This window comes from Streptomyces sp. NPDC087440 (assembly GCF_044744005.1).
Classification (GTDB): domain Bacteria; phylum Actinomycetota; class Actinomycetes; order Streptomycetales; family Streptomycetaceae; genus Streptomyces.
In genome coordinates, this window is sequence record NZ_JBIUXN010000005.1 from 340970 (window position 1) to 357566 (window position 16597).

Genomic DNA, 16597 nt, shown 5'->3' on the forward strand with positions numbered 1-16597 from the left:
TCTGGAGCACCAGCGCCGATGAGTACGAGCAGCACGCCCGGACGGCGTGAACACGGCCGCGACTACCGGCAGTTCCTCCCGCTGGTGCAGGTCGCGACCCTGATCGAGTGGACCGGGACCGGCCTGTTCCTGGCCGTGTCGACCATCTATTTCGTCAAGGTCGCCCATCTCAGCACCTCGTCCGTGGGCATCGGACTGACGATCGGCGGCGCGGTCGCCATCGTCGCCGCCCTGCCCATCGCCCGGCTGGCCGGACGCTTCGGCCCCCAGCCCGTGCTGATCGGCGTCATGCTGCTGCGCGCCCTGGCCACCGTCGGCTACCTGGGGGTGGCCGGCTGGTGGAGCTTCCTTGTGGTCGTCACCCTCATCGCCGTCACCGAGCAGTCCTCGCCCCCGCTGGTCCAGGCGTACGTCGGCGCGCGGGCGCCGCAGAGCCTGCGGGCGAAGGTGATGGCCGTCCAGCGCACCGTCGTCAATCTGGGCATCAGCCTGGGCGGACTGATCGCCGGAGTCGCCCTGGGCTCGGGCTCGCCCGACGCGTTCCGGCCGCTGCTGATCGGCGGCGCGGTCGCCTATGTGATCGTGGCCGTGGTGTTCGCCACCGCACGCGACCGGGGCTCGGCCGACCCGGTCGGGACGACGGGTGTACGGGAACTGCTCAAGGACTGGAGGCTGTTGGGCTTCACCGCGTACAACGCACTGGTGTCGCTGTGGATGCCGGTGCTCAACGTGGCGTTCCCCCTGTGGCTGGTGACCGCCACCGAGGTGCCGGAGCGCTACGTCGGCATCCTGTACGCCGTCAACACCGTGCTCTGCATCACCCTCCAATACCCCCTCAACCGCTGCTACAACACGACCCGCCGGGCCTGGTGGTCGTACGCGACGGCAGCGGCGCTTTTGAGCGGCGGCGCCCTCGCGTTCGCCGCCGCGCCGGGCTTCGGGGCGGACGGCGCACTGCTGGTGCTGGGCGGCGCGGTCGTCCTGCTGACCTTCGCCGAGCTGTTGCAGGTCGGCGCGTCCTGGACGCTCTCCTTCGAACTGGCCCCCGAGGGGGCGCGCAGCGCCTACCTGGTGCTGTTCAACACCAGCCGCACCGTCGCCAACCGGGTCGCCGGCCCGGTCCTGATGACGGGTGTGGTGCTCGCCCTCGGCACGGCCGGCTGGATCGCGCTCGCCGGTGTGCTCCTGCTAGGCGCCTTCGTGCCCCTCGTGTTTCCGACCCCGGGGCGCGCCGATCAGGTCCTCCGGGGATCGGCTTCGCCGAGGGGGATCGTGACGAAGGGGCCGCCGACGTAGGTGGCGGCGGGGCCGGTGGGGGCCGCGGCGGTGATCAGGTCGGCGAACGATTCGGCGTCGTCCCGGGAGGTATACCCGAGGGCCTGCGCTTCGGCGAGGGAGTAGATGCGGCGTGTGTTGTCGGAGACGCCCCAGATGAGGCGGTAGCCGGGGGAAGGTGCGGCCAGGCAGGCCTCGAACAGGCGCGCCGCGTCGTCGGGGGAGAGCCAGGTGGCCAGTCCGCGCGGTCCGAGGTCCACCGGGGTCGGGAAGCAGGAGCCGATGCGGACGACGATGACGTCCATGCCGAAGCGCGCGTGGTAGAGGCTGCCGAGCGCCTCCACGGCCGCCTTGCTGACGCCGTAGTAGGTGTCCGGGCGGGCGGTGGAGTCGGCGGGCAGTCCCGACGCGTCGGCCTCGTCGATCCGCCGGAAACCCACGGTGTGGTTGCTGGAAGCCAGCACCACACGCGGAACACCGGCCGTGCGGGCGGCTTCCAGGACCGTCCGGGTGCCGTGGATGTTGACGTCGAGGATCTCCTCCCACGAGGTCTCGCGGCTGTGCCCGCCGAGGTGGATCACCGCGTCGACACCCGTGCACGCAGCGGCTGTCGCGTCCGGGTCGGTGACCGAGGCGTGCACCAGCTCGACGGCCTCACCGGGCTCGGCGGGCGGCTGTTCGGCGAGGTCCAACAGGCGCAGCACCCGGCCCTCGCGGCGCAGGCGCGGGCGCATGAGGCCGCCGACCAGGCCGGCCGATCCGGTGATCAGGATGCGTTGGTCCGCCATCGCAGTGCTCATTTCTCTACGTACCGACAGGGCGTGGGGAGGAACACGGGCCGGACGGGGACGACTCAGCGGATGCCCGCACGGCGCAGACGCCGCCCGAGTTCCGCGGTGGCCTCGGCGAGCAGTTCGCCGACGCGCTCCACGTCGTCGTCGGTGACCTGGTCGACGGGCATGGAGCAGCTCATCGCATCGGTGGCGGGGATGCGGTACGGAACCACCGCGGCCACGCACCGCACCCCGAGCCCGCCCTCCTCGACCTCGGCGCCGTAGCCGCGTTCCCGGGTCAGGGCGCACTCGGCGTGCAGGGCCTCGACCGAGGTGATCGTGTTCGGGGTCAGCGCGGTCAGCGGATCGTGCAGTACGGCTTCGATCTCGTCGTACGTCAACTCGGCGAGCAGCGCCTTGCCGAGGGCGGTGGCGTGCGTGGGCAGGGTCCGGCCGACGCGGGAGACCAGATGGGTGGACCTGGCCGATTCCCGGGTTTCCAGGTACACCACCTCCGCGCCGTCGCGGCGGGCGTAGTGCGCGGTGAACCCGGTCTTCTCGCGGAGGCTTTCGAGGGCCTCGGTCGCGTACGGGATCACGGGGTCCCGGTCGAGATACGCGGTGCCGCAGATCAGTGCCCGTACCCCCAGCCGGTAGCGCCCGGTGTGTGCGTCCGTCTCCAGCCATCCGGCGTCGAGCAGGGTGCGCAGCAGCCCGTGCAGGCTCGACCGGGGGAAACCGGTCCTCGCCTGCAGGTCGGCCAGCGACAGCCAGACCCCGTTGGCCGCGAAGGTCTCCAGCAAGTCGATGGCGCGGCGCGCAGATTTGACCCCCGCGGGCTCAACTGCCTTGTGTTCCGCCGGGGTTACCGCCTTCTGCGGCATGAAGCACTCCTCCGTCGAACCGTTGACACGTACGTCACGTCACATTAGCTTCTCGGGACAGCATTCGTAGACCTGAACGTCTATCACAAACGAAGACTCCGTTCACAAGCATGAACGCCCATGAGTGCCCATGAACACCCAGGAACAGTCGGGCACTTCGAGAACGAGAGAGTGAAGTGACACGTTGACGGCACACCCCCGGACCGAGCTCGACGGCCTGCTCGCGTTCCCCCTCACCCCCTTCACCCACGACTTCGCCCCGGACCTGGACGCGTTCGCCGAAACCGTCGAGGGGCACGTGGCGGGCGGTGCCGGAGCCCTGTTCATCGCCTGCGGGACGGGCGAGTTCAGCGCACTGGCGCCCGACGAGCAGGCGGCGCTCCTGCGCAGGGCACGCGAGGTGGTCGCCGGCCGGGTACCGGTCTGGGCGGGTGCGGGCGGCGGGGCGGCGACGGCCCGGGCCGGGGTCGCGGCAGCGCAGGAGGGCGGCGCGGACGGCGTACTCCTCCTGCCCCCGTACCTGGTGTCCGGGCCGCCCTCCGGCCTCCTCGACCACGTACGGCACGCCGTGCACGACACCACCGTCCCGGTGGTCGTCTACCACCGCTCCAACGGCGCATTCACCCCCGAGTCGGCGGTGCGGCTGCTCGATCTGCCCTCCGTGGTGGGCCTCAAGGACGGCGTCGGCGACATCGAGCTGATGACGAGGATCGTCACCTCGGTCCGCAGTGCGGACTCCCCCCGGGCCGGGGACTTCCTGTTCTTCAACGGCCTGCCGACGGCCGAGGTCTCGGCCCGCGCGTACCGGGCGATCGGCGTCGCCCGCTACTCGTCGGCCGTCCACTGCTTCGCCCCCGAGATCGCGCTCCGCTTCCACGGCGCCCTCGCGGCCGGGGACGACCGGACCGTCGACGCGCTGCTGGCGGGGTTCTACCTGCCGCTGGTGGCACTGCGCGACGAGACCCCCGGGTTCGCGGTCTCGCTGGTGAAGGCCGCCGCCCGACTGCGCGGGGACAGGGTCGGCCCCGTGCGGCCACCGCTGGCCGAGCCGTCGGCGGAGCAGCTCGACCGCCTGGCGAAGATCGTCGAGCAGGGGTACGCACTGCTCCCCACCCTGGAAGGTGACCACCGATGAAGATCGTCGACGTCGTCCTGACCCCGGTCGCCTTCCGCGACCCGCCGCTGCTCAACGCGATGGGCGTGCACGAGCCGTACGCGCTGCGCGGAGTGGTCCAACTGCGCTGCGAGGACGGCGTGGTGGGCCTCGGCGAGTCCTACGGCGACCTCGCCTTCCTCGACCAGGTGCGCAGAGTGCTGCCCGACCTCGCGGGCCACGACGTCTTCGACCTGCCCGGTCTGCGCCGCCTCGTGACCCGGGCGCTCGGCGGGGCGGTGTTCGCCGACGCGCACGGCCTCACCGGCGGCTTCTCCGTCAGCAAGACCGTCGCCAGCGTCTACTCCCTGTTCGAGGTCGCCTGCCTGGACGCCCAGGGGCACGCCCTGGGCCGCCCGGTGGCCGACCTGCTCGGCGGACGCGTGCGCGAGAAGGTCGACTTCTCCGCGTACCTCTTCTTCAAGTACGGGGCGCACGCCGACGGCACCCAGGACGCGTGGGGCGAGGTGCTGACCCCGGAGGCGCTGGTGGGCGAGGCGAAGCGGATGATCGACCGGTACGGATTCCGGTCGATCAAGCTCAAGGGCGGCGCCCTGGACCCCCGGCAGGAGACCGACGGCGTCCACGCCCTGGCCGACGCCTTCCCCGGCCACCCGCTGCGCATCGACCCCAACGCGGCCTGGACGGTGGAGACGTCACTGCGCGTCGCACGGGAACTCGACGGCGTCCTGGAGTACCTGGAGGACCCGACCCCGGGCATCGACGGCATGGCACGGGTCGCCGAACGGGCCACCATGCCGCTGGCCACCAACATGTGCGTGGTGCGCTTCGAGGACATCGAGGCGGCCTTCCGGGCCCGGGCCGTCGGCGTCGTCCTCTCCGACCACCACTTCTGGGGCGGCCTGCGCGACACCCAGGCACTGTCGAAGACCTGCGAGGCCTTCGGCGTCGGCCTGTCCATGCACTCCAACAGCCACCTCGGGATCAGCCTCGCCGCGATGGTGCACGTCGCGGCGGCGACCGAGCACCTGACGTACGCCTGCGACACGCACTGGCCGTGGCGCGAGGTCGACGTCGTCGCACCGGGCCCGCTGGAGTTCCGCGACGGCGCGGTGGCCGTGCCCGACGGGCCGGGCCTGGGCGTCGAACTGGACCCGGACGCGCTGGCCAGGGCGCACGAGGACTACCTCCGGTGCGGACAGACCAAGCGGGACGACGTGACGTACATGCGCAGGTTCGTCCCCGACTTCCAGCCCCGCACGGCACGGTGGTGAAGCGGTGCGCGTCGTCGGTTACGCCTACCCGTGGGACGTCCTGGACGCACCCGGCTTCGTGGACCGGGTGCGGCGGCTCGGGGCCGACGAAGTCGCCGTCGCCACGGCGTACCACAGCGCCCGCGCCGCCACCCCCTGGTCGCCCACGGGCAGCTCGGTGCTCGCCCGCCACGCGGCGCTCTACCGCCCGGTGCGGGAGGCGGCCTGGCGCGATGCCGTACTGCGCCCGGCCGCACCGGCCTGGGCGACGGCCCCCGACAGCGCGAGGGACGCCGTCCGCGCGCTGAACACGGCCGGGGTGCCCGCCGCCGCGTGGATCGTGCTCACCCATGACTCCCGGCTGGGCGCGCGGTTCCCGCGGTACGCCGTACGCAACTGCTTCGGCGAGAGCTACCCGTGGGCGCTGTGCCCCTCGCACTTGGACGTCCGGGCCTACGCGGCGACGTTGACCGCCGAGAGCGTGGCCGGGCTCGACCTCGCCTCGGTGGTTCTCGAAGCCTGCGGTCAGCTCGGCGCGGTGCACCAGCACCAGCACGAGAAGAGCGACGGCGTGTGGTCGCCCGCCGTCGAACGGCTCCTGTCGGTGTGCTGCTGCACCGCCTGCGCCGACGGCTGGGCCGCGTCGGGCGCGCTCCCGCAGGACGTCACCCGGGCCCTGCGGACCGAGATCCGCCGCCTGATGGACAGCGCCGACCTGAGCGTCCTGGTGGACGCCCTGCCCGCCGGGCTGCGGACCCTGCTCCTGGAAACCCGGCAGCGGGGCGCCGACCGGCTCCGACGCGGTGTGCTCGCCGCCGTCGGCCCCGGCACCAGGGTCGCCCTGCACGGATCGCTCGACCCCTGGACGACCGGAGCGCTGCCGGGCCTGACCCCGGCCGGGGCCGCCGGGGCCGATGCCCTGGTGCTGCCGAACTGGGCGCCGGGCCGGTCCAGCGCGGATGCCGTCGCACAGGCCCGACGGGACCTCCCGCCCGGCGTGGACGTCGGCAGTTACGTCTCCGCGGTGACGGCGGTGCCGGTCCCCGACATGACGTCGTACGTCACGGAACTGGCCGGGGCGGGCGCCGCCGAACTGCACCTCTACCACCTGGGACTGGCCGGGCCCGCCCGCTTCCCGGACCTGCTCGCCGCCACGGACGCCGCGCACGCGGCGAGTGTGCCGGGCCCGGCCGGAAGGAGCGGCGCATGACCCGGCACACCGGCCCCGAACAGGGCCGGATCAGGCCAGCGAAGCGGCACGGGCGGGGTCGACGGCGTGCTGGAGCGGCAGCCCCTGGACGAAGCGGCGCAGTTCGTCCAGGACGAGCAGCCCCAGACGTGCGCGTTCGGCCCCCGTCGCACCGCCGAGATGGGGCGTCAGGACGACGTTGGGAAGGTCGAAGAGCGGCGAGTCGTGGGCCGGAGGCTCCGGGTGGGTGACATCGAGCACGGCCGTGAGATCGGGCCTGGCGCGCAGCACCCGTACCGCCTCGGGCTCGTCGATCAGGGCGCCCCGCGCGGTGTTGATCAGCGTCGCGCCCGGCAGCAGGGAGTCCAGCAGCCCCGCCCCGACCGTGCCCCGGGTCTCGGGCAGCAGCGGCGCGTGGAGGCTGACGACGTGACAGGTGGCGAAGAGCTCCTCGACGCCGACGAGCCGGACGCCCGCCTGCCGGGCGGCTTCGGGGGTGGCGAGGGGATCGGTGGCGAGGACGTCCACGTCGAAACGCGCGAGGTGGGCCGCGACGAGCCGGCCGATGTGCCCGAGCCCCAACAGCCCCACCCGCGACTGGTAGGCACCCGGCACGGCGACGTCGCGCGGGTAGCGGCGACTGCCCGCCACCTCCCGCGCGACGCGGTGCACCTGCTTCAGCCCGAGCAGGACGTGGGCGAGCGTGAACTCCGCCACCGGGACGGCATTGGCCGCCGCAGCGGAGACGATCGGCATGCCGCGCTCCCAGAAGGCGGGCGTGGTCAGATGCCGTACGGAGCCCGCCGCGACCAGCACGGCCCGCAGCCGAGGCGCGTGCCCCAGCAGGGTCGCGTCCAGGACGGGCGCACCCCACCCCGTGAGCAGGACCTCGACCTCGCCCAGCACGGACGGGTCGGCGTCGAGCTGCTGCCGGGTGAGGGGCGGCCCCTGCCAGGCCACCAACGGGTCGAGCCGGGACATCACTTCGGGCGGATAGACGTCCGCCCGGCGTTCTTCCTCCATGACCAACAGGGCGGTCGCTGCGGTGGCCGAAGCGTTCATCCCGGGTGTCTCCTCTGCCTGTTCACGGGCGGCTGTCGGCCGCCGACGGCCCTGACCGGATCAGATGATCCGCAGGGACAATACATCGGATCTTTCGAGCGGTACCGCCCGAAGATGGAAGAGTCGTTTCTCGCCGGCCGAAAGAGCGGACCCGTTCGGGGATTTCCATGAAATGCCCATGTCCGCATCAGCTTCGGCCGCGTCGTTTCGTAGGGGAAAACGTATCCGCCGGACGTCTCGCTGAACAGTGAACGCCCCATATTCATCGGACTATTGACCACGGAAGCGGACGCCGTTACCGTCCGTGCAAGCGCTTTCTAGGCCCACTGTGCAGAGCCGCACAACAGGAGTTGTCATGCAGAGAACGCGATGGACCGGTGCGGGATTTCTCGCCTCCGCACTGCTCCTCACCAGCTGTACGTCCGGTCCTGCGGGAGTGGACGTCAAGCAGAACTCCAAGGCGACGCTGGAGCTCTGGACCAGGACGACACCGGGCGGACCGGGAGAGCAGGGAGCGCTCAAACTCACCAAGGCCTTCGAGAAGGCCACCGGCCACAAGGTCAAAGTCACGGCGATATTCGACGACTTCGAGACCAAACTGCAGCAGCGCGCCGCCCAGAAGAACCTCCCCGACCTCGTCATGAACGACGTCACGCAACTCGGCGCGATGAACAGCCAGGGCCTGCTCCGGGAAATCGACCTGAGCAAAATCAAGAACAGCAAGGACCTCATCGCCCAGGGCCTGGCCTCCGGAAAGAGCCTCGACGGCAAGCAGTACGCCCTGCCCTATTCCGCGCAGGCGTCCGCGCTGCTCCTGCGCAAGGACTGGCGGCAGAAACTGAAGCTCGACATCCCGAAGACCTGGGACGACTTCACCGCGATGGCCAAGGCCTTCACCACCCAGGACCCCGACGGCGACGGCAAGCAGAACACCTCCGGCCTCGCCGCCCCGCTCTCCACCAAGCGCGGCTACGCCTCCTGGTACTTCTCCAACTTCCTGTGGGCGGCGGGCGGCGACTTCCTCACCGAGACCGGCAAGGGCACGTACAAACCGGCCATGACCAGCAACGAATCCGTCCGGGCCATGCAGTGGTTCCGTGACCTCGGCTGCCGGGACAAGTCCGTCCAGCCGGGCTCGGTGACCATGGACACCCCGCCGACGAACGAGGCCTTCGAAGCGGGCAAGGCCGGCATGTTCGTCGTCGGCCCCTACCTGCTGCCGCGTTTCGACGCCTCGCTCGGCAAGGAGAAGTACGAGGTCGTGCCGATGCCCAAGGGCCCCAAGGACGCCACCGTCCTCGCCGAAGGGGGCTCCGTCTACCTGATGGCCGGTTCCGAGAACCAGGCCGGGCAGGACGCCTTCGTCGACTTCGCCATCTCCGCCCAGGGCCAGAAGGTCGCCATGGAGGGCGACACCGGCTTCGTCGTCCAGCTTCCCGTCAACAAGACGGTGAACATCACCCAGGTCCGCCCCGACCCCCGCTGGCAGACGTACGCCGACGTCTACCGCGACTCCGGCCGCTACGCGCCCTCCATCCCGAACTGGACCCCGGTGCGGCAGGCGACCGCCGACACCGTGAACGCACTGATGGCCGACTGCGGCCTGGACCTGCGCACCAAGCTGACCGAGCTCGACAAGCAGCTCGCCGGCATCCTCCAGGAGCAGGGGATAGCCGCGTCATGAGCCTCGACCAGGCCGACCAGGCCGATCCGGCCGCCCTCCCGGCGGCCGGCCCCGCCCGCCGGGCGGCGGGCCGCCGGGGCACGGGGGCCACCGGCCGCAGGAACGGCCGCAGGTCCGGCCGGTGGTGGACACCCTGGCTGTTCCTCGCGCCCGCGCTGCTCCTCTTCCTGTACTTCAAGTTCATCCCCATGGTCAGCGCGCTGACCATGTCCTTCCAGGACGTCCGGCCCTACCTGGGCAACACCTGGGTCGGCACCGCGAACTACGCCACCGTGCTCCAGTCCCTCGGCTTCCGCGAGGCCGCCTGGCACACCGTGGTCCTCGCCGCCGGACAGACGGCCGGTTCGATGGCCCTCGGCCTGGCCCTCGCACTGCTGATGGAGGGGCAGAGCCGCCGCCTGGGATTCGTACGCTCCGCGGCGTTCCTCCCCGTGGTGGTGCCCATCGCGGTCGTCGCCGAACTGTGGCGGATCATGTACCACCCGACCGAGGACGGAATGCTCAACTCCCTCCTGGGCCTGGTGGGACTCGGCCCCTCGGGGTTCATCAACGATCCCGACGCGTCGATGGCCTCGATCATGATCACCGGTATCTGGCGCGGCGCCCCCTACGACATGATGATCTTCCTCGCCGGTCTGACGGGCGTCGACCGGGGCCTGTACGAGGCCGCCAAGGTCGACGGAGCGTCCCGCTGGCAGCGGGTGCGGTACGTGACGATGCCCGGACTGCGCTCGGTGTTCTCGATCCTCTTCATCCTCGCCGCGATCCGTGGACTGCGGGTGTTCACCGAGGTGTTCCTGCTCACCAACGGCGGACCCGACGGCTCCACCGAGGTCGTCATGACCCTCATCTACAAGCTCGGCCTGGAGCAGAACCGGCTCGGCGTCGGCGCGGCCGGAGCCGTCCTGCTGTTCGTCGCGACGCTGATCCTGACCGTCGTCGTCCACCTGCTGCGGCGGAGGGAAAACAAGTGACCATGCCGACCGAGCGTGTACGACGGACCAAGGCCCCGCGGACCGGGCCCGCACCGGTGAAGGCCCCGCGGACCGCGACCGCGCCGACCGAGACCGCACTGGGCCTGTCCGAGAGCCGCAGCCTCGGCGGACGCGTCCTGAAGGCCGTCGTCCACCTGCTGGTCCTCGTCGTCTTCGCCGGACCGCTGCTCGCCCTGCTCGTCAGCGCCTTCGGCAACGTCAAGGACCCGACCCAACTGAGCGTCGTCCCCTCGGGAATCACGCTCGACAACTTCACCATCGCCTTCGACCAAGGCGTCCTCACCTACCTGCTCAACTCCTTCTTCGTGGTCGGCTTCGGACTGCTGCTCCAGGTCGCCGTGTCCGTCCTGGCCGGATACGCGCTGGCCCGCAAGGTCTTCCGCGGCATGACGCTGGTGCTCGTCGCCATCCTGGCCACGCTGATGCTGCCGGAGGAGATCCTGGCCCTGCCGCTCTCCCTGATCCTCGCCGACCTGCCGGTCCTCCACGTCAACCTCATCGGCACCCTGGCCGGAATGATCGTCCCGCTGGGCGCCTGGGGGTTCTCCATCCTGGTGATGACGGAGTTCATGAAGGACGTGCCCCGGGAGCTGGAGGAGGCCGCCCGCATCGACGGCGCGGGCGACCTGCGCATCTTCTTCCAGATCATCCTGCCGATGTGCAGGCCCGCCCTGGGCGTCATCGGGGTCTTCGGCTTCACGATGATCTGGGACCAGTACCTGCTGCCCCTCCTCGTCTCCGTCGACGCCTCCTCCTACACGCTCCCGCTGGCACTGCGGACCCTGCGCATCGACCCCGACGTCACCCCCGGCGTGGTGATGGCCGCCGCCCTGCTCGCCCTGCTGCCCTCCGTGATCGTCTTCCTGTTCTTCCAGCGCTCGTTCGTCAGCGGTCTGTCCTCGGGCGCGCTGAAGGGCTGACCGCACAACCCGCGTGCCCTCCGCGTACGGGAGTGAGTCCCGTACGAACCGGACCCCGGCCGGCGCCCACGACGCACCCGCCCCCCGACCCACCAGCAGCCCCCGGCGCACCGACCCCGCGCCGGACAGCGGCGAGAAGGAGCCGTCCCCCATGCCCCCGCACACCGACACCCCGCCGAACCGCCCGGCCGGAACCCCGGCCGCCGAAGCAGCCCCGGAGACGGCCTGGTTCACCACCGCCCGGTTCGGCATGTTCGTCCACTGGGGTCTCTACTCCCTCGCCGCACGGCACGAATGGGTCAAGAGCCGCGAGAAGCTGACCGACGAGCAGTACCAGGTCTACTTCGACCACTTCGACCCCGACCGCTACGACCCGGCCCAGTGGGCCAGGGCCGCCAAGGCCGCGGGCATGCGGTACGTCGTCCTGACCGCCAAGCACCACGACGGCTTCTGCCTGTGGGACAGCGCCCTCACCCCGTACAAGGTCACCAACACCCCCTACGGCCGCGACCTCGTCGGCCCGTTCGTCGAGGCGTGCCGCGCCGAGGGCCTCAAGGTCGGCCTCTACTACTCGCTCATCGACTGGCACCACCCGTCCTTCCCCGTGGACGGCACCCACCCGCAGCGCGACGACGAGGAGTTCAGGGCCGCGCACGCCGACCGGGACATCCGCGACTACCAGCACTACCTGCACGGCCAGGTCCGCGAACTCCTGACCTCCTTCGGCCGCATCGACTACCTGTTCTTCGACTTCTCGTACGCCGGACGGAGCTGGTGGGGCGGCAAGGGACCCGACGACTGGGACTCCCCGACGCTGCTGAAGACCGTCCGCGAACTCCAGCCGCACCTCATCGTCAACGACCGGGCGGGGCTGCCCGGCGACTTCGTCACCCCCGAGCAGTACCAGCCGTCCGGCCCCATGACGCAGGACGGGCGGCCCGTGCTCTGGGAGGCCTGCCAGACCCTCAACGGGAGTTGGGGCTACGACCGCGACAACCTCGACCACAAGAGCGCCGACCTCCTGATCCGCATGCTCGTCGACGGCGTGTCCAAGGGCGGCAACCTCCTGCTCAACGTGGGCCCCACCGGCCGAGGCCATCTCGACCCGCGCGACCTCGCGGTCCTCACGGAGATCGGCCGATGGACGGACCTGCACGACAGGGCGATACGGGGCTGCGGCCCCTCCCCGTACACCGCCCCCGCCGAATGCCGGTACACCCAGCGCGGCGACCGCCTCTACGTCCACCTCTTCGCCTGGCCCCTGCGCCACCTGCACCTGCCCGGCCTCGCAGGCACCGTGCGCTACGCCCACCTGCTCCACGACGCGTCCGAAGTCGTACGCGTCCACATCGACCCGGACCGGCCCGCGGTCAACACCGAGATGGGCGGACAGCCCGCCGGAACGCTCACCCTCCAGCTCCCGGTCCGCCGCCCGGACACCCCCGTACCCGTCATCGAACTCTTCCTGGACCCCTCGGCCGCACAGCCCACCCCCTGAGCCGACCCCGCTCCACCACACCTCACGGAGGCACCATGCGACGACGCACGTTCCTCACCGGCATAGGCATCACCACCGCCGCCGGAACAGCGCTCATCACCGGTACGCAGCATGCGGCCGCGGCGGCCCCGACAACCACCGTCGACTCACTGGAGGCACTCCAGGCCGCCATCGACCGGGCACGCCCGGGCGCCCGGATCGTCCTGGCCGACGGCACCTACACCGTCCCTCCCGGCCGACCCGTCGCCGTACGCGACAAACGAGGCACCCGGCACGCACCCATCACCGTCGCCGCCCGCACCCCCGGCCGCGTCGTCCTGCACGGCGAGCAGAGCTTCGTCCTCCAGGCCTCCGCCCACATCACGCTCAGCGGCTTCTCCTTCCGCCAGAGCAGCACCCTGGACATCCCCCCGGACTGCTCGCACATCAGGCTCACCCGCAACGACGTCCAACTCGCCGACATCGAAGGCCTCCACTGGGTGATGGTGCGCGCGGACGACAGCGAGATCGACCACAACCACTTCCACGGCAAGAGCACCCTCGGCATCTACCTCGGCATCGAAGGCGCGGGCGACACGGACATGGCCCAGCGCGTCCACGTCCACCACAACCACTTCTCCGACCACACCTTCACCGGGTCCAACGGCGGAGAGCCGATCCGGCTCGGCGTCAGCCCCCGGGCGCTCTCCCACGCCGGTGCGCTCGTCGAGCACAACCTGTTCGAACGCTGCGACGGCGACCCCGAGGCCGTCTCGGTGAAGTCCTCGGGCAACACCATCCGCCACAACACCTTCCGCGACAGCATCGGCGGGATCGTCCTGCGCCACGGCAACCGCAACCGGGTGGACGGCAACTACCTGCTCAACGGCACGGAAGGCATCCGCATCTACGGCAACGACCACGTGGTCGTCAACAACCACCTCGCCGGTCTGTCCGGCCGCGCCCTGGTGATCGGCAGTGGATCGGAGCGGGACCACCTGCCCGACGAGACGCCCGAGGCGCGCCGGGGCAACGACGCCCCCGACCGGCTCCTGATCGCGTACAACACCCTGCTGAACAACGCGGGCACCCTCTCCGGCGAGAGCCACCGCCCGCACGAGCCGCGCGACGTCACCGTCGCCGACAACCTCCTCGTCGCGGACACCGGTGACCTGGTCGCCATGGCCAACACCGTACGTTTCACCTGGTCGGGCAACCTCCTGTACGGTGCCGCCGCCGACGGCAACATCCCCGCCCACGGCGGTACCCGCACCGACCCGAAGCTGCGCACGGGCCCCGACGGCATCGCCCGCCCGGCCGCCGACAGCCCGGTCATCAACGCGGGCACACTGCGACGGCCGCCCGTCACCCACGACATCGACGGCCAGCCGCGCGGCCGTTTCCGGGACGTGGGAGCGGACGAATACTCCCGGCGGCCACCGCGACGCGGACCCCTGACGCGCACGGACGTCGGCCCCCGGGCCCGCTGAGCGCATCCCGTGCGCTACGGGGGCGTACGCGAAGCGCTCAAGGCCATCGGGCACGACGTCGGCACCGCGCACGTCGAGATCACGGTGACGGCGGGCCAGCCCCGCCTGGTCGAGATCAACGTCCGTACGGGTGCGCCCAGTTCGCCCCCCCCCGGCAGACCCGTCCACCTCACCGGCACACCCCACCTGCCCAGGAGGCACCATGCAACGCCGTACGTTCCTCAGAGGCACCGCCGTGGCGGCCATCGCCGCCGCACCCCTCACCACGTCCCTGTCCGGCAGTGCAGCGGCGGCCGACCTGCCGGTCGCCTCCCTGACCGCCCTGCAGAACGCGATCAACTCCGCCGCACCCGGCGACCGCATCATCCTCGCCGACGGCACCTACACCGTGCCCTCGGGCAGTTCGATCAAAATATCCGGCAAGAACGGCACCGGCACCGCGCCGATCACCATCGTCTCCCAGACCCGCGGCGGCGCCGTGCTGCGCGGCCAGCGCAGCTTCGTCCTCAGCAATTCGAGCAACATCACCATCAGCGGCTTCTCCTTCCGTCAGAGCACCACGCTGGAGATACCGGAGAACTGCCCGTCGATCCGGCTGACCCGCAACGACTTCCAGTTCGCGGACACCGGCGACCCGTACTGGCTCGTCGTGCGGGGGAACGGCGCGAAGATCGACCGCAACCACTTCCACCACAAGACCACCACGGGCATCTTCCTCATCGTCGACGGCCCCTCCGCACCCGGCCCGGACGGCCAGCCGCGCATGGCCCAGGGCGTGCAGATCGTCAAGAACCACTTCTCCGACCACGCCTTCACCGGGACCAACGGCGGGGAGCCGATCCGGCTGGGAGTCAGCGGCCGTGCACTGGCCGACGCCTCGGCGACGGTGGAGTACAACCTGTTCGAACGCTGCGACGGCGACCCCGAGGCCATTTCCGTCAAGTCCTCGGGCAACACCATCCGGTACAACACCGTCCGCGACAGCCGCGGCGGAATCGTCCTGCGGCACGGCAACCGCAACCGGGTGGAGGGCAACTACCTCCTCGACGGCAAGGACGGCATACGCCTCTACGGCAACGACCACACCATCGTCAACAACTACCTCAGCGGACTCTCCGGCGACGCCCTGGTGATCGGCAGCGGCTCCACCCGCGACCACCACCCCGGCGAGACCGAGCCCGAGAGGCGCGGTAACGACGCGTGCGACCGCGTCGTGGTCGCCCACAACACCCTGCTGAACAACAACAAGTCCCTTTGCGGCGAATCCCGCACCCACGCACCGCAGGACGTCATCGTCGCGGACAACCTGCTGGTCAGCGACACCGAAACCCTCGTCGCGATGGGCGCCACCACCCGCTTCACCTGGCGCACCAACATGCTGTGGGGCGCCGCCCCCAACGGCACCATCCCCTCGGGCGGCTTCCTGCGGGCCGACCCCCGGCTCACCCCCGGCGCGGACGGCGTCCAGCGGCTCTCGGCCACCAGCCCGGCCATCGGTGCCGCCACCCTGAGCCCCTCGGTCGTGACCGACGACATCGACGGCGACCAGCGCGGCAGCACACGCGACATCGGCGCCGACGAGTACACGACGACCCCTGCCCTCCGCCACCCCCTCACCCCGGCCGACGTGGGCCCCAACGCACCCTGAGCCCCCAGCACACCACCCCCGCCCGAAAGGCAGCGAAGTGACCGAGCACAGGAAGCACCACCCCGCGAACACGGCCCGGCTCGGCCTGTGCTCGGTCACCTTCCGCCGCCTGCCCGCCGCCGAGGTCGCACGGCACGCCGCCGACGCGGGCCTGGCGGTGATCGAGTGGGGCGCCGACGTCCACGCACCGCCGCAGCAGCCCGACATGCTTCGCGCGGTCCGCGAGGCCACCGAACGACACGGGCTCACCTGCTGTTCGTACGGCTCCTACTTCCGCGCCACCGCGGCGGACACGCCCGCCTTCCCCGCCGTCGCCCGAGCCGCATCGCTCCTCGGAGCTCCCCGCATACGCGTCTGGGCCGGCGGAACCGGATCGGCGGCCACCGCGCCCGACGCGCGTCGCACGACCACGGCCCACTTGCGTGAAGCGGCCCGGATCGCCGCCGACCACGGTCTGGAACTGGCCACGGAGTTCCACCAGCACACCCTCACCGACACCGTCGCCTCGACCCTGCGACTGCTGGACGAGGTGGCCGCCGACAACCTCCGCACCTACTGGCAGCCCCCGCTCGACACCCCCGACGCCGAGGCCCTGGCCGGACTCGCCGAACTCGGCGACCGGGTCGCCGCCCTGCACGTCTTCTCCTGGTGGCCGGGCAACACCCGCCGCCCGCTGGCCGACCGCGCAACCCTGTGGACCCGGGCACTGGCCCTGCGCGCGGGCCGGGACACCGACGCACTGCTGGAATTCGTACCCGACGACGACCCCACGGTCCTGCCCCGCGAGGCCGCGACACTACGACGCGCGACTGCCACCGCCCGCACCCGATGAC

14 protein-coding genes are annotated in these 16597 nt (G+C 71.2%); 11 read left to right on the forward strand and 3 right to left on the reverse strand.

Features of this window, described 5'->3' with window-relative positions:
• The first annotated feature begins 18 nt into the window (after positions 1-18).
• Positions 19-1296, forward strand: a complete 1278-nt coding sequence (locus ACIO3O_RS14385; RefSeq protein ID WP_401745183.1) for an MFS transporter — start codon at positions 19-21, stop codon at positions 1294-1296.
• On the opposite strand, the gene ACIO3O_RS14390 is transcribed toward ACIO3O_RS14385, so the two are convergent.
• A complete protein-coding gene (locus tag ACIO3O_RS14390; protein ID WP_401745184.1) occupies positions 1236-2063 on the reverse strand; it encodes an NAD-dependent epimerase/dehydratase family protein in 828 nt (275 codons plus the stop codon). The two genes, ACIO3O_RS14385 and ACIO3O_RS14390, sit on opposite strands and share 61 nt — an antisense overlap.
• Before the next feature lie 65 nt (positions 2064-2128).
• Positions 2129-2932, reverse strand: a complete 804-nt coding sequence (locus ACIO3O_RS14395) for an IclR family transcriptional regulator (RefSeq protein ID WP_401745185.1) — start codon at positions 2930-2932, stop codon at positions 2129-2131.
• A 184-nt stretch (positions 2933-3116) separates the two neighbouring features.
• Between ACIO3O_RS14395 and ACIO3O_RS14400 the strand changes: the two genes are divergently transcribed.
• Genes ACIO3O_RS14400 through ACIO3O_RS14410 form a run of 3 tightly spaced genes read left to right on the forward strand, consistent with a single transcriptional unit; the run spans position 3117 to position 6509 of the window.
• Entirely contained in the window at positions 3117-4067 is a 951-nt protein-coding gene (locus ACIO3O_RS14400; protein ID WP_401745186.1) for a 5-dehydro-4-deoxyglucarate dehydratase, read from the forward strand.
• Positions 4064-5320 (forward strand): glucarate dehydratase family protein, encoded by a 1257-nt coding sequence (locus ACIO3O_RS14405; RefSeq protein ID WP_401745187.1) that lies wholly within the window; start codon positions 4064-4066, stop codon positions 5318-5320. The genes ACIO3O_RS14400 and ACIO3O_RS14405 overlap by 4 nt, the downstream gene beginning before the upstream one ends.
• A 4-nt stretch (positions 5321-5324) precedes the next feature.
• Positions 5325-6509: a hypothetical protein gene (locus tag ACIO3O_RS14410; RefSeq protein WP_401745188.1), complete on the forward strand. Its 1185-nt coding sequence runs from the start codon at positions 5325-5327 to the stop codon at positions 6507-6509.
• A gap of 30 nt (positions 6510-6539) precedes the next feature.
• Here ACIO3O_RS14410 and ACIO3O_RS14415 read toward each other — a convergent pair whose 3' ends face one another.
• Positions 6540-7550, reverse strand: coding sequence for a hydroxyacid dehydrogenase (locus ACIO3O_RS14415; protein ID WP_401745189.1), 1011 nt, complete (start codon positions 7548-7550; stop codon positions 6540-6542).
• Between the two features lie 355 nt (positions 7551-7905).
• Here ACIO3O_RS14415 and ACIO3O_RS14420 point away from each other — a divergent pair, with 355 nt between their 5' ends.
• From ACIO3O_RS14420 to ACIO3O_RS14450, 7 genes are all read left to right on the forward strand, one after another.
• Positions 7906-9234, forward strand: a complete 1329-nt coding sequence (locus ACIO3O_RS14420) for an extracellular solute-binding protein (RefSeq protein ID WP_401745190.1) — start codon at positions 7906-7908, stop codon at positions 9232-9234.
• Positions 9231-10208: a carbohydrate ABC transporter permease gene (locus tag ACIO3O_RS14425; protein WP_401745191.1), complete on the forward strand. Its 978-nt coding sequence runs from the start codon at positions 9231-9233 to the stop codon at positions 10206-10208. The genes ACIO3O_RS14420 and ACIO3O_RS14425 overlap by 4 nt, the downstream gene beginning before the upstream one ends.
• Positions 10205-11149, forward strand: a complete 945-nt coding sequence (locus tag ACIO3O_RS14430) for a carbohydrate ABC transporter permease (protein ID WP_401745192.1) — start codon at positions 10205-10207, stop codon at positions 11147-11149. The genes ACIO3O_RS14425 and ACIO3O_RS14430 overlap by 4 nt, the downstream gene beginning before the upstream one ends.
• 151 nt (positions 11150-11300) lie before the next feature.
• A complete protein-coding gene (locus ACIO3O_RS14435; protein ID WP_401745193.1) occupies positions 11301-12647 on the forward strand; it encodes an alpha-L-fucosidase in 1347 nt (448 codons plus the stop codon).
• A gap of 35 nt (positions 12648-12682) precedes the next feature.
• A complete protein-coding gene (locus tag ACIO3O_RS14440) occupies positions 12683-14116 on the forward strand; it encodes a polysaccharide lyase 6 family protein (RefSeq protein ID WP_401745194.1) in 1434 nt (477 codons plus the stop codon).
• Positions 14117-14318: 202 nt separating this feature from the next.
• Positions 14319-15764 carry a polysaccharide lyase 6 family protein gene (locus tag ACIO3O_RS14445; protein WP_401745195.1) on the forward strand — a complete coding sequence of 482 codons (1446 nt, stop codon included), beginning with the start codon at positions 14319-14321 and terminating at the stop codon, positions 15762-15764.
• Positions 15765-15801: 37 nt separating this feature from the next.
• Entirely contained in the window at positions 15802-16596 is a 795-nt protein-coding gene (locus ACIO3O_RS14450; protein WP_401745196.1) for a sugar phosphate isomerase/epimerase family protein, read from the forward strand.
• Position 16597 lies beyond the last annotated feature (1 nt).

Coding starts and splice junctions, on each gene's coding strand:
- ACIO3O_RS14385 (WP_401745183.1), top strand. CDS start 19: ATGAGTACGAGCAGCACGCCCGGACGGCGTGAACACGGCCGCGACTAC.
- ACIO3O_RS14390 (WP_401745184.1), bottom strand. CDS start 2,063: ATGGCGGACCAACGCATCCTGATCACCGGATCGGCCGGCCTGGTCGGC.
- ACIO3O_RS14395 (WP_401745185.1), bottom strand. CDS start 2,932: ATGCCGCAGAAGGCGGTAACCCCGGCGGAACACAAGGCAGTTGAGCCC.
- ACIO3O_RS14405 (WP_401745187.1), top strand. CDS start 4,064: ATGAAGATCGTCGACGTCGTCCTGACCCCGGTCGCCTTCCGCGACCCG.
- ACIO3O_RS14415 (WP_401745189.1), bottom strand. CDS start 7,550: ATGAACGCTTCGGCCACCGCAGCGACCGCCCTGTTGGTCATGGAGGAA.
- ACIO3O_RS14420 (WP_401745190.1), top strand. CDS start 7,906: ATGCAGAGAACGCGATGGACCGGTGCGGGATTTCTCGCCTCCGCACTG.
- ACIO3O_RS14425 (WP_401745191.1), top strand. CDS start 9,231: ATGAGCCTCGACCAGGCCGACCAGGCCGATCCGGCCGCCCTCCCGGCG.
- ACIO3O_RS14435 (WP_401745193.1), top strand. CDS start 11,301: ATGCCCCCGCACACCGACACCCCGCCGAACCGCCCGGCCGGAACCCCG.
- ACIO3O_RS14440 (WP_401745194.1), top strand. CDS start 12,683: ATGCGACGACGCACGTTCCTCACCGGCATAGGCATCACCACCGCCGCC.
- ACIO3O_RS14445 (WP_401745195.1), top strand. CDS start 14,319: ATGCAACGCCGTACGTTCCTCAGAGGCACCGCCGTGGCGGCCATCGCC.